Genomic DNA, 13971 nt, shown 5'->3' with positions numbered 1-13971 from the left:
CCGGGGAGTGTCCAGATGCAGTTCGATCGCGCCGCCCGGCCCTCCGCTGGCGGTGCGGACGATGAACTCGGTCTTGCGCGTCCAATCGACGCCTGCGTAGGACAGAGAATCCCCCTGGGAGATCGAGCCGACGTTCCGGCCGCCTTCGCGGCAATCTTCGGTTTTGAGGTCGCCGTGAGAATCCGTAAAGCTTGCGGCGAGCGTGGGAATGACGAGCTTGCGGCCGGCGTAGGGGCGGCAAAGCGGGTCGCCGACGCAGACGCCTTCCCAGCCGATGTATTTGGTCCCGGCGTAAAAGCTTTCGGCCATCGTGTAGCCCGACAGGTAGTGCGTCAGATCGATAGTCGGCGACGAGATGCCGTCGAGAATCGGCTCGCCGGCGTAGCCCTGGATGCAGGTGGCGCCGTGGGCGATCAGGTCCGCGATCAGCGACTGGCCGCCCGAGGTCGGCATGAACGTGCGGGCGCCGGTGGACACAGCAGTATCGACCATCGAGCCCGGGGCGAAACGGAGCGATTGGTAGGCGTCCCCGTCGTAGTGGCTGTCGTTGCTGCCGTACGAGAAGTATCCCAGCAGGTCCATCTTATTTCCGATGAACTTCTGTGTCAGATCGGTGAAATGGGGAACGCCCGACGCCTCCAGGATATCGTTCATACGCAGCATGTCGCCAAACCAATCGCCCCAGGGTTCTTCCTCGGTGACGTTCAAACTGGGCGTCACGAGCGGAAAATTCGTCTTGTCGCCCAGGCCGAAGTCCGGCTGGATGTCAAAGAGAATGTCGCCTTTACCAACCCCGCTCTCTGCTTCGAGCGCCTGCGTGACTAACCCCATGGCGTCCGCCTGCGTGTAGCCGTCGAGCCGGGTCACGAGATACCCGCCGAACTTCGCGTGCGAGAATGGCTCCGACGTATGATAGTATCGGTTCACCCATCCCGTTCCCACCGTGCCCGATCCCGCAAGGTTCGCCTTGAGCGCGCCGGGAATTCGCGGGTAATCGATGGCCGCCAGATAGCTATCGAGCGACGGCATCATCGGCCCCTGCCCTCCCTCGCGCTCACCGGTTTCTCCATCGCGGACACGAACGGGAACGCCCTTGGTCAGCACAATAAAATCGATCTTCTTATGCTTCGCCAAGTACTGGCTGATAGGACCTGCGATTTGCGCTGTGTAATCGCCGATCAAAATCGTCTCGTTCTCCGTCTTCACCGCCGAATCGATGCACTGGACGGCGACGACGTTTTTGATATGTCGCTTCGCCTCATAATCCTTCGCCACCGCCGTGGAGATCGGACTGGCCGCGTTGTAAACGAGCAGCACCTCGCTCGGCTTTCTTTGCGCGTGAACCGGGGCGCAGATCGCGATTGCGGCGGTGATGACGAGGACAAAATTGCGAACAGAGGATATCATGGAGCGTTGCAAACCTTCCGTTGGCCGGGCGAATATACTCTATGGTTATATTGCGCCCGGCCAATCGTATTTCCTCCTTTAGGGTGTAAAGCCGATATTGCCGAAACCGCTGGTCGAGAAGTTCGCGGCGGGCGCGTTCTTGGCGTAGGCGGGCTGGCCGGCGTTCAGCCCCTGCACGATGTCGTCGATGAACGAGGCGTTCCCATGCGCGCCGGCGTCGATGACGATTCCGGCGAGGCCGGGCGACGCGATGTTGTTATAGTAAATGCCCATGTTTGTTCCGGAGTAGACATTCATGCCGTCGAACATCGAGCCCGAGATCGTGTTGCCGCAGACCGTGACGTTCTGCACGGACGAGGTCGTTCCGGAGACGCCAACGCCCATTCCGGGGAACTTGATTGCGTAGCCATAGCTGCCGCCGCGCAGGATCGTGTTGCCTTCGATATAGGCCGTAAGGAGCGAGCCCGGCGAGCCGTTCCCCGTGAAGACGCCGACGCTGATTCCGTACTCCTTGACGGAGTCGGTGCAGAGGTTGTTCGCGACGAAGTCGTTGGTCCCGCCGTAAATGCCGATATTGTTCGCCCACCAGGGCGCCACGACGGTGTTGTTCAGAACCGTGATCGAGGTCATCTGCTGCGAGGTCGAATCGTCGTTGATCGCAATGCCATCGTCACCTGAGCCACGAACGAAATTGTTCTGCGCGGTCAGGTTGTTGCCGACATTGTTGGTGTTGCCGTTGTTCAGGTTGATCCCGTCGGCCCAGGTGTTGCCGAGGCGACAGTTCTGGACAAGACCGTTCGTTCCATCCGCCCAGACGCCCGCGCCCTCATGCTGGATCCAAAGGCTGTCGATCAGCCAGTTGCTTCCCTTGATATTGATCGCGCCGCCGTTGCCGCCGGCCGCGTTGTTGGATACCGCGTTGCCGTCGATCGCGAAGTTCTTGAGCGTGCAGGAATTCGGCTGGATCACATTGTTCGTGGACGCGGCGGGAAGCGTGGGATTGTAGTAGATCGTGCTGTACCACATGCCCGCGCCCTGGATCGTGATCCCATTCGCCGACAAACCCGACGTTCCATTCAGATAGAAGACACCCGTGGGGATCCAGACGCTTTTGCCCTGTGTCTGCGCGTCATTAATACAATTTTGGATCGCCGTGCGGCTGTCCACGCCGCTGTTGTTCGCCACCGCGCCGTAACTGGCGATGCTGAGCGAGTTCGCCGGCTGCGTGAGCGCGGCCGGGGGCGCCTCCAGATCGACGACATCGACATTATAGTAAGACGCCGAGTTCGCCGCGTCTTTCTGAAGCGTGATCGTGCTGCCCGGAGCGACGGCGGCGCCGCTGATGAACGTATGCGCTTCATCCCAGAAGATATGCGGATTGCCGGCCGAAGGCGATTGATTGAAGCCATCGTAGTTGGCGTCCGTCTCGTAAACCCACGTTTGTTTGGAGTTGACGTTGATCGCCTGGCGGAGCGTCCCGTTCACATAAAGATTGAGCGTGGACGTAATCCCGCCGCCGCCCGCCGAATCCGGGATCGAGTAGCGCACGTTGATGGCGCTGATGTTCTGGCCGGTGTTATTGGTCCAGCGCACATACTGTCCATTCGCCGCCAGATGCGCGTAGGCGTGCCCCGACGCTTCCAATTGCGGGCTGGTGAACTTGGTGGTCGGCGCCGATGTGAGCGCTGTGGTTGTCGCGCCGCCGCCCAGCGTCCCGCTCTCGGCTTCATAGGAAACAAACGGAGTCGCGGCGCCGATTTGAACGGGAGTAATCAGCCACTGCTGGTTCACATTGGATAGATTGGCGTCCCATTGCCATACCACGCTGCCATTCGACGTCGATCCGGTATTGTCGAGCGCCTTACCGCTGGAGGCGCAGACAAGCTGATAGTATCCGCCGCCCGCACTGTTGATCGTCCACGCCTGATTGTTATTGCTCGTGGACGATGTATATTGCTTCACCGCAGCGCCGTTCGTGGTGGAGCCGCCGTTATCCAAAGCCATGCCGCTGGTCGCCGAAATCAACTGCCACTTGCCGCCCGCCAGACTGATAAACCTCCACTGCTGGTTTGCGTTGCCCGGCACATTCGACCATTGGCCCATATTCGCACTCAGCGTCACCGACCCACCGTTGTCCAGATAGTTTCCGCCCGTCTTGCAGGCCAATCGATACAAAACGCCCGAACTGAACTGCGCCCGCGCCGGCGCGGCGAAGAACACGGATGCGGCGACGATCGCGCCGATGCACACCAGTATAGCAATAATCTTCTTCACAACATCACTCCTTTGTCAACAGAACCGCCACTGAATACTTCGCTCACAGCCGCACCGTCGCGGGCGCATCTGAATTGCAATCAATGCAAAAACACCGGATATAATATCCGGGTGCTCAGACACGAAACTCCGTGCGAGTTCATTATACTCTAGAGTTATTCACGTGTCAAGAAGAATATTGGAGATTGACGATGACCGTCACGCTAGACCTGACCGACGAAGAATGGACGCTCCTCGATACCCGGGCGCAGTCCGAAGGGATCAGCCGGGAGGATCTCCTGCGCCGCCTGATCGCCCAGCTTGCTCCGCCGCAGCCGCCGCGCGCCACGGCCGCTCAGATCAGCGCCCTGCGCGGCGAAGCGCCCATCGACGATCCCGAGGAGCTCGCTGAGCGGGAGCGCGAGCACGAGGAGATGCAAAACAACATCGCCCGCTGGCGCGCGGATCAGGAGCGGTAATCCCATAGGAATATGATTATTCGCGACCGATGAGTTTGCCTGCCGGGAATTGTCCTAGAAAATGAGCGCACATCGCGTGAAGGGACAATGATTCCAATGCAGCTTGAAAACAAGAATGTCGTGGTGATTGGCGGAAGCCGTGGGCTGGGCCGGGTAATCGTGGCGGCGGCGAGGGGCGAAGGGGCGAAAGTGCTGGCTGTCGGGCGGCGGCGGGATTCGCTGGAGGAGACCGTGAGAGAGATTTCGGGTGTCCAAACTCTGTCGCTGGACGCGACACACGAAGATGCGCCGGACCATGTCTTCGAGGCCATGCGGCCGGATGTGCTGGTGCTTTGCGCCGGCGCAATCCCGCCTATCGGGCCAATCCACGAGCAGACGTGGGACGAGTTTTCGCGCAATTGGAACACAGATGTTCGACTGTCCTTTCTGTTCTGTCGAGCCGCGCTGCGGGCGCCTCTGGCGCCAGGCGCGATGGTGATCCTGGTTTCGAGCGGAGCGGCTGTCGGCGGCTCGACCATTTCGGGCGGCTACGCGGGAGCGAAACGGATGCAGATGTTTATGGCGGATTACTGCCAGAGCGAGTCGGACCGCGCGGATCTGGGCATAAAATTCGTGGCGCTGGCGCCGGGGCGGCTCATGCCCGAAACGGACATCGGAAAGGCGGGCGTGGCGGGATACGCATCGCGTCTGGGGATCGCCGAAGCCGACTTTATTCAGGGCATGGAGTTCCCTCTGACGCTGCAGGATTATGCGAAAGCGCTGGTCGGGATCGTGACGAATCCGACCGAGTGGACTGGCGGCGTGTTTGTCGTCTCCGGAAAGGGAGTGGAGCCATACCCAGCGCCATGACGGATCGCGACGTGTTTCAAGACCTGACGGAGCGGCATCGGCCCGCGCTGCACCTGCACTGCTATCGGATGCTGGGGTCGCTCCACGACGCCGAAGATTGTGTTCAGGAGACATACCTGCGCGCCTGGACGGGCTTCGCCCAGTACACAGGGGCCGGGTCGGCGCGGGGCTGGCTCTATCGGATCGCGACCAACACGTGCCTCAACGCCCTGTCACGCCGCGCCCGCACGCGCCGCGTCCTGCCCGAGGTCCTCGGCCTGCCTGCCCAGGGGATGCCCCTGGGCGGCGCGGCGATGGAGATTTCCTGGCTGGAGCCGTATCCCGACCGCCTTTGGGAGAATGTCGCCGATGCGGCGCCGGGACCGCACGCGCGTTATGAAATGCGCGAGTCCGTCGAGCTCGCGTTCATCGCCGCGATTCAGTATCTCCCAGCGCGCCAGCGCGCCGCGCTGCTGCTTTGTGATGTCCTGGGCTGGCCGGCGTCGGAAACGGCCGCGCTGCTCGAAGGGTCCACCGCCGCCGTCAACAGCGCCCTGCAGCGCGCCCGCGCGACGCTCGCCAAATCGATGCCGGCCGAACGCGCCGTCGCCGCGCCCAGCGCCTCCCAAAACGCGCTGCTCGATCGGTATATGGAGGCGTGGGAGATCAAAGACCTGGACAAATTCGCCGCCGTTCTCCGAGAAGACGCCGTTCTCAGCATGCCGCCATGGACCGAGTGGTACTTTGGACGCGACGCCATCCGAGCGTTCGTCGCCTGGGCCTGGACCTCCAAATCCTACGGAGACTTTCGGCTCGTTCGGACTTCGGCAAACGGCCGTCCCGCGTTCGCCATCTACGTTCGCGGCAAAGAGCTGGACGCGCCCTGGCGCCCGCACTCGATTCAGATACTCGACCTCCAAGAGGATACAATCGCGAAGATTACTACGTTCGTCCCGCCGACCGGCGCGGGGCTGTTTCCGGCGTTTGGGCTTTGAGGACGACGCTTGATGCATTTTGCGCGAATGAATTGGCAAAATACACGATTCGACTGGCGGTTAAAACCGCGCCTACGAGATCGCAGAAACCCACCTGCGTGGGTTACATTATCGATCACGGAATCGTTTAGCAGAACGGTATTTTAAGACGACGCCGTCAAGGATTCTGTAGTCCCCGCAGGGGGACTACTGCGATCTCGTAGGCGCGGTTTTAACCGCTGGCTTCTTACACGGCCGCTTAACCTCCTCTACGAGCCTCCTGCACCACCATTGGAGCCAAGATACCGTTGGACAACGGTGAAATGGCCTCCCCGCACCGGGTATCATAATCCCACCATGCCACTCCTCGAAGTTACCAATCTCACCAAGCATTACCCTCTTTCTCGCCAGACGGGTCCGTTCACGCATGTTGTGGATCAGGTCCGCGCCGTTGATGGGGTCGATCTGACACTGAACCCGGCGGAGACTCTGGGGTTGGTTGGGGAATCGGGGTGCGGGAAGTCGACGCTGGGCCGATGTATTTTGCGCTTGATCGAGCCGACGGGCGGGACGGTCGTGTTCGCAGGCGAGGATGTTCTGACGTGGCCGCGTGAGACTTTGCGGCGCAACCGGACGCAGATGCAGATTGTGTTTCAGGATCCGTTCGCGTCGCTGGACCCACGGCAGAATGTCGGCGCGATCTTGTCCGAGCCGCTGCTGGCGCACAAAATTGTACCGAAATCGGAAGTGAAGGAAGAGGTGTCTCGGCTGCTGGGGCTGGTTGGGCTTCCCGCCGAATCCATCTCGCGTTATCCGCATGAGTTCAGCGGCGGTCAGCGGCAGCGGATCGGAATCGCGCGGGCGCTCGCGCTGCGCCCGAAGCTGATCGTCGCCGATGAGCCGGTGAGCGCGCTTGATGTCTCGATCCGAGCGCAGATTTTGGACCTGTTCCAGAAGGTCCAGCGGGACATGGGCGTCGCCCTCATTTTTATTGCACACGACCTGGGCGCGGTGCGCCAAGTGAGCGACCGCGTCGCGGTCATGTACCTGGGTAAGATCGTGGAGATCGCCGAGGCCAATGCGCTGTACGAAAATCCCCGTCACCCGTACACGCGCGCCCTGCTTGCGGCGATCCCGAGCATCGACGGCGTCAAAGCCAACACCCCCAAAGTCGAAGGCGACGTCCCCTCGCCCATCGACCTCCCCTCCGGCTGCCGCTTCCGCACCCGCTGCCCGTTCGCCGAGGCCATCTGCGCCGAAAAAGAACCGCCGCTGGCGGAGTTTGAGAATGGGGAGCCTGGGCATGCATCGGCGTGCCACTTCGCGGCGACGCTGCCGATGCTGGAGATTACGGCGGGATAAGGCGGCCCTCACCCCCCCCGGCCCCCTCTCCCAATTCTGGGAGAGGGGGAGTCAGATTTATGATTAAGATTTCAAGTTAAGATATTTGATTTCAAGTCCTAACACAAAAACTCTGGCTCCCCTTCTCCCAGAATTGGGAGAAGGGGCTGGGATGAGGGCCTCCTACTTCGGCAATTCCCCCACTCCCCACTTTTTATTCGGCTCCGGCCCCATCGTCAGCGCCAGCATTCCACCCCTCGCGATCTCCTCATGCGTAATCCAAGCCCGCGTCAATGGCTTGCCGCCCAGCGTAGCCGACTGCACGTAAACGTTCTGGGCCGAGTTGTTCGCGGCAGAGATGGTGAAGGTTTTGCCCTTGGCGTACTTGGGGTCCAGGCGCAGGGTGATTTTGTCGAAGACGGGGCTGCCGAGGATGTAGACGCCGCTGGCGGGGCTGACGGGGTAGAGGCCGGCAGACGCCAGGACGTACCAGGCGGACATCTGGCCGACGTCGTCGTTGCCGTCGAGACCGCCGGGGCCGGTCGCGTAGGCATTCTCGCAGATGTAGCGGGACCACTTTTGCGTCAGCCATGGGGCGCCGGCGTAGGTGAACATAAACGCGCACTGGTGGACCGGTTCGTTGGAGTGGTTGTAGAAGTTGTTCCAGCGCATGATCTGGTCGGGCGGCGTGTTCTCGAAGAGTTTGTTGAGACGGGCGTTGAACTTGTCCGGACCGCCGACGAGGCCGATCAGGCCGGGGACGTCTTGAGGCACAAACCAGCCCTGCTGTTCCGGGTTGCTTTCGACGCAGCCGGCGCCCTCGGCCATCCAGGAGCCGTCGGGATTGCGGCCTCGGAACCAGCCGGCGTCGGGGCTGAAGATGTTGCGGTAGTTTTGCGCGGTCTTGGCGAGACGCTGGGCGTCGTCGGTCTTGCCGAGGGCGGATGCGAATCGGGACAGGGCGTAGTCGGAGTAGGCGTTTTCCAATGTCTCGGAGAGGGAGTTCCCGTCGGCGCAGTAGCCGAGCTTGGTCCAGTGAGCAAAGTCATTGCGGTTGGATTGGTTGTTTGGCCCGAGCGCGACGCCGCGGGCGAGGGCGTAGGCTTTGGAGACGTCGTAGCCCCGAATGCCTTTGAGATAGGCTTCGCAGATGACGTTCAGGCCGGGATCGCCGACCATGGTTTCGGTGTCCGTCCCCATCAGCTCCCAGCGAGACAGGCCGAGGGTGCCGCCGAAGTCCGTGATCTGGAGCAGGGAGTTGACCTCATCGTTGATGAGCGAGGGGTTGATGATCGTCTGCAAGGGGAAGTCGGCCCGAAAAACATCCCAGCCGCTGAAGATGGTTCGGTAGACGAAGCCCTTGGCCTTGTGGGGAAGATGGTCGGCGCCGATGTAGGAGCCGTCGACGTCCGAGACGCTGCGCGGGTCGAGCATCGTGTGGTAGAGGGCCGTGTAGAAGATGCGTCGCTGCGTGTCCGTACCGCCGTCGATCCGCGCGCGACGGATCGCCGACGCCCACTGGGCGCGGGCCTGCCTGCGCACGGCGTCGAAGCTCCAGCCGGGAATGTCATGGACGAGATTGGCGCGGGCGCCCTCAATGCTGACGAACGAGATCCCAGACTTCACCGCGATCTGCTCGCCCGCTTTGGTGGGAAACTCGACGAAGAATCCGGTGTGTGTCCCCGCGCGCTGCTTGAGCGTGCGTGAGACATCGGCGCCGTCCCAGGTTCCGAATGCGCGCACGGGTTTGGCGAACTGCATGGAGAAGTAGACCGTGTAGGTGGGGCCGGGACCGCAGCCCCAGCCGCCGCCGCTTGGATCGCAGCGCATCCAGCCCTCGACGGTTCGGGTATCGACCTGACGCACCCACTGCGACGACGACCGCGAGTCGCTCTTGGCGCCAATCCTGCGGGTCAGATCGACCTTGATCCGGCTCTCGGCCGAGGCGGGAAACGTAAAGCGCAGCATCCCCGCGTGCGCCGCCGCCGTCAGTTCAGCCTTGACTTTGTACCGATCTAATGTGACGCCGTAATATCCCGCCTTCGCGACTTCGGTTTCCTTGCGAAACGGACTTCGGGCCTCGTCGCGCCCCGTGACCAGCGCCCCAGTCTCCGGTATCACTTGCAGGTTACCGAAATCGCCGTAGCACCCCACCCCGCTCATGTGCAGAAAGCTGAAGCCTTCGATCGTTGTCATCTCGGCCGAGTAGCCGCTGCCGTTGTCGCCGCCGGTGATCGTGTCGGGGCTAAGCTGGACCAGACCAAAGGGCGTGGCGGGGCCGGGAAACGTCTTTCCGCAGGCTTCGCTGGCGCTGGTGGTGATGGTTCCGATGGTCGGATCGATGGCGTCCACGGGATCGAGCGCGTGGGCGGCGGGAACGAAGCCGGCCAGTAGGAGCGCCGCGAGGCCGGCGACGCGGTGGGTGTTCATTAAGATGCGCATAAGCACCATACTAATGTAAATCCAGTAAAAAGTAAATGCGCAAAGGCGACGATCTTGTATCGAATGCGACGCAAAAAAGTCCGGTCGCGCAGCGCTGCGCGACCGGACTTTGGGAAATCGTCGTCGATTGGCCAATGACGATTAGTTGTACTTCTTCTCCACGAGCGCCAGCTCACCGAGCGTACCGGTGTTGCGCAGGCCACCGGTGACGGCGCAGGGAGTGGCGTCGTCGTACATAACCCACATGCTGTTCGTGTTGTTTGGACCGCAGGTCGCCAGGGGCTTCATCGCCTTGACGTGGCAGTCCGCGAAGACATAATTCGAATAGCCGCCGTGCCCGGCGTAGAGATCGTATTCGAGCTTGCCGGTGCTGATGCCCGAAGGGTTATAGCGGGTGGTCTCGGTGAGCAGGATCAGCGACGAGGGGCGCTGGACCTGGGAAACGGTGGTGAAACGGTTGGCGCCCATGGGAATCAGTCCGTAGTCTTCCGTGACGTTGCCGCCGGAGGAGTTCGATCCATAGGATGTTGGAAACTGCAGGTTGCCGGGATAGGCGGCGACGGTGTTCAGTCCCGTGTCCATTTCAACGTTTGGGTTCGAGGGGCATTTGTAGACCTTTGTGCTCTTCACATAGGGATAGATCACATAGCGCCATGTGCCGACATAGTTCCGGTAGCTGGCCGGAAACGCCTCGTCGTTGTCCTGGATATACTGGCTGATCCCAAGTGCGATCTGGCGCAAATTACTGGCGCAGGCCTGGCGGCGCGCTCCTTCGCGCACCTTAGCGAAGGCGGGGAATAGTATTGCGGAAAGAACCGCAATTATCGCAATCACGACTAACAATTCAACTAAAGTAAAACCACTTCGTTTCATCGATTTCTTGCTCCCTTACATAAGAATCTATACCATAGCTCACAGAGCGGATGTACAGGTTTTTTTACCATTTTTAGACAGGCTGCTACGATATCTCGCGTTGCTCGTCAATAATAACATTATGGGAAATGCGCGGAAAATCAATAGGGATAATTACCGGGGTTTCCGGCAGACGTGCTTAGGGGCATTGGGAGCGGTCAGGCTGAGGGAAGATCGATGGTCTGACCGTCGTACGCAAGCTCCACTCCGGCCGGCAGCTCGGCATTGACGACGCAGTGGTCGTAGTCGTGGGAAAGATGCGTGAGCAGCGTTCGCTTCGGCTTCAGCTGGGCGACGACTTCCAGGGCGGCGTCGAGATGGAAGTGCGTCTCATGCGGCTCGCGGCGCACGGCGTCGAGCATCAGCAGATCCAGATCCTGAAGATGGGGCAGCGTCTCGGCGGGGATCGCACTGACATCCGTGACGTAGGCGAACTTCGCACCGAACTTATATGCCAGGATCGGCAGGCGGCCATGAAAGACGCGCATCGGCAGCACGCTAAGGCCCCCGAGGGTGAGCGGCTCCCCCGGCGTCAGCGTATGCAGCTCCACCTGCGGCTTACCGCCGCCGACGGGGGTCATCTTGAAGATATACTCGTAGATCCGCTGAATATCGTCCAGCACGGAAGTTTCAGCGTAGATCGGGATCGCCGTGGTCTGGCGATAATTGAACACGCGAATATCGTCGAGGCCGAAGATATGGTCCGCGTGCGAGTGCGTGTAAAGGATGGCGTCCAGCCGGGACATCGGGTTCGCCAGCAGCGCCATGCGCATCTCCGGCGGCGTGTCCACCAGCAGTTTCTCCCCCGAGTCCGTCGTGACGACGATCGAAGGCCGCAGCCGCTTGTTTTTCGGGTCGGGAGATGTACAGACGGCGCAGTCGCAGCCGATCACAGGCACGCCGTGCGACGTGCCGCTGCCCAGGACGGTGACTCTCATACGGCTATTGTACCCGATGGGAAAGAGCGGGCGGACCAAACGCTCCCGCAGGCGGCGGCGGGCATAATTACCGTCGTAAATTAAATAAATTACTGGTAAGCTTGCTTGCTTTAAGTTTTCAAAACTTGCGGTATGATGGAATGGAATATGGTCGCTTGCTTTACCAGCATTATTTTCCCATACCCAGGCTATGCTTGAACTTGACTACCACGCCGTCCCTGATCGAGTTCGTCAATCCGCCGCGCCGCTTCGCGTGGCGTTTGCAACGGAAAGCTACGCCCTCGGCGGGGTCGAGCGCTGGCTCGCCATGCTTATCGGCGGGCTGGACCGCTCGCGCTTTACTCCCCTCTTGATCTGCTCGGACGCTCCAGACATCGATCCTTTTGTCGTCGATGTGCAGGCGTGCGGCGCGGAGATTATTCGGACGGGGCTGATGACGCCGTGGTCGCCCTCCGTGTCTCCTCAGATCGTCACGCGTCTTGCGCGGATGCTAAAAGCGCGGCGTATCGACGTGCTGCACGCGCAGGTGCTGGGCGGGGTCGGCGCGCGCTCGATCGTCCTGGCGGCTCGCCTCGCGGGCGTCAAGTCGGTATTCATCACCATTCATGGCTCCCAGCGCACGCGCTTGGGCCGCGCGGCGCGCGATGCGGGACGCGCGTTCGATCGCGCGTTCGTGACCGGCTTCACCACCTCCTCCCACAGCAGCCGCACCTCGCAGATTGCGATGGCGGGCCGCGCTCCGGATCAGATCCGAGTCATTTGCCACGCCATCGAATGCGAAGCGTTCAATCCTCATCTCGACCGCGAGGAGTCACGGCGGATGCTCGGGCTGCCGGAGGGAGTTCCGCTGGTGGGGATCGTTGGGCGGATGGACCCGCAGAAGGGCGTCGATGATTTTCTGCGCATGGCGCGCTTGATCGCGGACGCCGCGCCCGAAACGCACTTTCTTTTGGTGGGCGACGGCCAAAGTCTGCCGCAGTACAAAGCGCTGGCGGCCGCGCTCGGCATCTCGGACCGCGCCCATTTCCCCGGACGACGCACGGACATCCCGCGCTGCTTGGCGGCGATGGATGTGTTCGTGCTCTCCTCCGTATTCGAGCCGTTCGGACTGGTTCTGGCGGAAGCGATGGCGATGCAGAAGCCCGTGGTGGCTACGGATTCCGGCGGCGTGTCCGAGGTGATCGCCGACGGCGTCACCGGCGCGCTCGTCCCGATCTCCGACGCCCCCGCGATGGCGATGGCGGCGCTGCGCTACCTGCGCCAGCCGGATCTGGCGCGCCGGCACGGCGAAGCGGGGCGCCGCCGTGTGCTGGAAAAATTCACCGCCGCCCGCATGGTCGGTGAGATGGAAACCATGTACGCGCGCTCCCATGCGGCGAACAAATCGCACCCGAAGATCGGACATGTGCGGCGGCAGATCCGAACGGACTGAGCCGCGCACAGACCTTCCCGAGCGTCCCCGGCATTCGGTGACAGAACGTTAAGAAAGATCCCATGCTGATTAGCGTTATTGTCCCCACTCGAAACCGCAAAGCGCTGCTGCGGCAGGCGCTGGACAGCGTCGCGGCGCAGAATGCCCCAGGCGTCGAGATCGAAACGATCGTCATCGACAACGGTTCGACGGACGGAACGCTCGAAATGCTGGCGACAGATTACCCCGGCGTGCTGCGGCTCGCAAGCGAGGAGCGCGGATCCTCGCCGGCGCGCAATGCCGGAATGCGCGCGGCGAAGGGCGAGTGGTTCGCCTTTCTGGACGATGACGACGTGTGGCTGCCCGGCAAGATCGCGCGCTGCCTGTCGCTTTCCCAGGAATACCCCGAGGCGCGCTGCGTCTGGACCGCCGCCACAGTCTGCGATTGGCGCTTAACCCCGTTGCGCAAATGGACTGGACCGGACCTTTCCCATGGCCCGCTGACCTGCGCGGCGTTTCTGCGCGACAGCATCACTCCCTCGGCCATCCTGATGCACCGGGACGTGTACGCCAAGGTCGGCGAGTTCGACCCCGCCCTGCTGCGCGGCCAGGATCTCGACTACTTCTGCCGCGCGATCCTCGCCGGATTCCTCTTCGCCGCCGCACCGGAGGAGATGGTTTTGTACCGCCTGCCGGAGCGCCCCACCCCACAAACGCTCTATCGATCGTACATCCACATCGCTCCGATGACCGCTCGCTACATGGAAATGGACATTCCTGGCCGCCCCTCGGCCTCGGAACGCCGCGCACTGCTGCGCCACGTTCAGGGATACTACGCCGACCAACTCATCCAGGCCTCCCGCACCCTGCGCCATGATGACGGCGACGCCGCCCGCGAAGCGCTTATTCTCGCCCTGCGTGTCTCCCCGCTCCACGCCCTCAAGAGCCTCTTGAAATCGGCGCTGCCCACATAAAAGCCGAACCTC

The 13971-nt window shown here is 61.7% G+C and carries 11 protein-coding genes; 6 read left to right on the top strand and 5 right to left on the bottom strand.

From position 1 onward, the window contains the following. Positions 1–1407 (bottom strand): TIGR03790 family protein (locus tag ABIZ35_RS24250; protein ID WP_348222508.1); only part of this gene is annotated, 1407 nt, incomplete at its 3' end. 78 nt (positions 1408–1485) lie between these two features. Beyond that, entirely contained in the window at positions 1486–3681 is a 2196-nt protein-coding gene (locus ABIZ35_RS24245) for an RICIN domain-containing protein (protein WP_348222507.1), read from the bottom strand. Positions 3682–3872: 191 nt separating this feature from the next. Here ABIZ35_RS24245 and ABIZ35_RS24240 point away from each other — a divergent pair, with 191 nt between their 5' ends. The 4 genes from ABIZ35_RS24240 (at position 3873) to ABIZ35_RS24225 (ending at position 7303) form a co-directional block, all read left to right on the top strand. Then, on the top strand, positions 3873–4139 hold the full coding sequence (locus tag ABIZ35_RS24240; protein WP_348222506.1) for a hypothetical protein: 267 nt from the start codon (positions 3873–3875) through the stop codon (positions 4137–4139). A 96-nt stretch (positions 4140–4235) separates the two neighbouring features. Next, positions 4236–4988 carry an SDR family oxidoreductase gene (locus ABIZ35_RS24235; RefSeq protein WP_348222505.1) on the top strand — a complete coding sequence of 251 codons (753 nt, stop codon included), beginning with the start codon at positions 4236–4238 and terminating at the stop codon, positions 4986–4988. Then, on the top strand, positions 4985–5962 hold the full coding sequence (locus ABIZ35_RS24230) for a sigma-70 family RNA polymerase sigma factor (protein ID WP_348222504.1): 978 nt from the start codon (positions 4985–4987) through the stop codon (positions 5960–5962). The genes ABIZ35_RS24235 and ABIZ35_RS24230 overlap by 4 nt, the downstream gene beginning before the upstream one ends. Positions 5963–6298: 336 nt before the next feature. Further along, the gene (locus ABIZ35_RS24225; protein ID WP_348222503.1) at positions 6299–7303 is read left to right on the top strand and encodes an ABC transporter ATP-binding protein; all 1005 of its coding nucleotides are present in this window, start codon (positions 6299–6301) and stop codon (positions 7301–7303) included. A 162-nt stretch (positions 7304–7465) separates the two neighbouring features. Here the strand turns inward: ABIZ35_RS24225 and ABIZ35_RS24220 are convergent, their stop codons facing one another. The 3 genes from ABIZ35_RS24220 to ABIZ35_RS24210 all read right to left on the bottom strand — a co-directional run bounded on the left by ABIZ35_RS24220 (position 7466) and on the right by ABIZ35_RS24210 (position 11574). After that, entirely contained in the window at positions 7466–9712 is a 2247-nt protein-coding gene (locus ABIZ35_RS24220; RefSeq protein WP_348222502.1) for a GH92 family glycosyl hydrolase, read from the bottom strand. 153 nt (positions 9713–9865) lie between these two features. After that, positions 9866–10597, bottom strand: a complete 732-nt coding sequence (locus ABIZ35_RS24215) for a DUF1559 domain-containing protein (RefSeq protein ID WP_348222501.1) — start codon at positions 10595–10597, stop codon at positions 9866–9868. Positions 10598–10794: 197 nt separating this feature from the next. After that, on the bottom strand, positions 10795–11574 hold the full coding sequence (locus ABIZ35_RS24210) for an MBL fold metallo-hydrolase (RefSeq protein WP_348222500.1): 780 nt from the start codon (positions 11572–11574) through the stop codon (positions 10795–10797). A gap of 190 nt (positions 11575–11764) precedes the next feature. On the opposite strand from ABIZ35_RS24210, the gene ABIZ35_RS24205 reads away from it, so the two are divergent. Both ABIZ35_RS24205 and ABIZ35_RS24200 read left to right on the top strand, forming a co-directional pair. Continuing rightward, the gene (locus tag ABIZ35_RS24205; RefSeq protein ID WP_348222499.1) at positions 11765–13006 is read left to right on the top strand and encodes a glycosyltransferase; all 1242 of its coding nucleotides are present in this window, start codon (positions 11765–11767) and stop codon (positions 13004–13006) included. A gap of 62 nt (positions 13007–13068) precedes the next feature. Then, positions 13069–13959: a glycosyltransferase family A protein gene (locus ABIZ35_RS24200; protein ID WP_348222498.1), complete on the top strand. Its 891-nt coding sequence runs from the start codon at positions 13069–13071 to the stop codon at positions 13957–13959. Positions 13960–13971 lie beyond the last annotated feature (12 nt).

This window comes from Capsulimonas sp. (assembly GCF_039929585.1).
Lineage (GTDB): Bacteria > Armatimonadota > Armatimonadia > Armatimonadales > Capsulimonadaceae > Capsulimonas.
The sequence above is the reverse complement of the archived record's forward strand: the minus strand, read 5'-3'. Positions and strand labels throughout refer to the sequence as shown.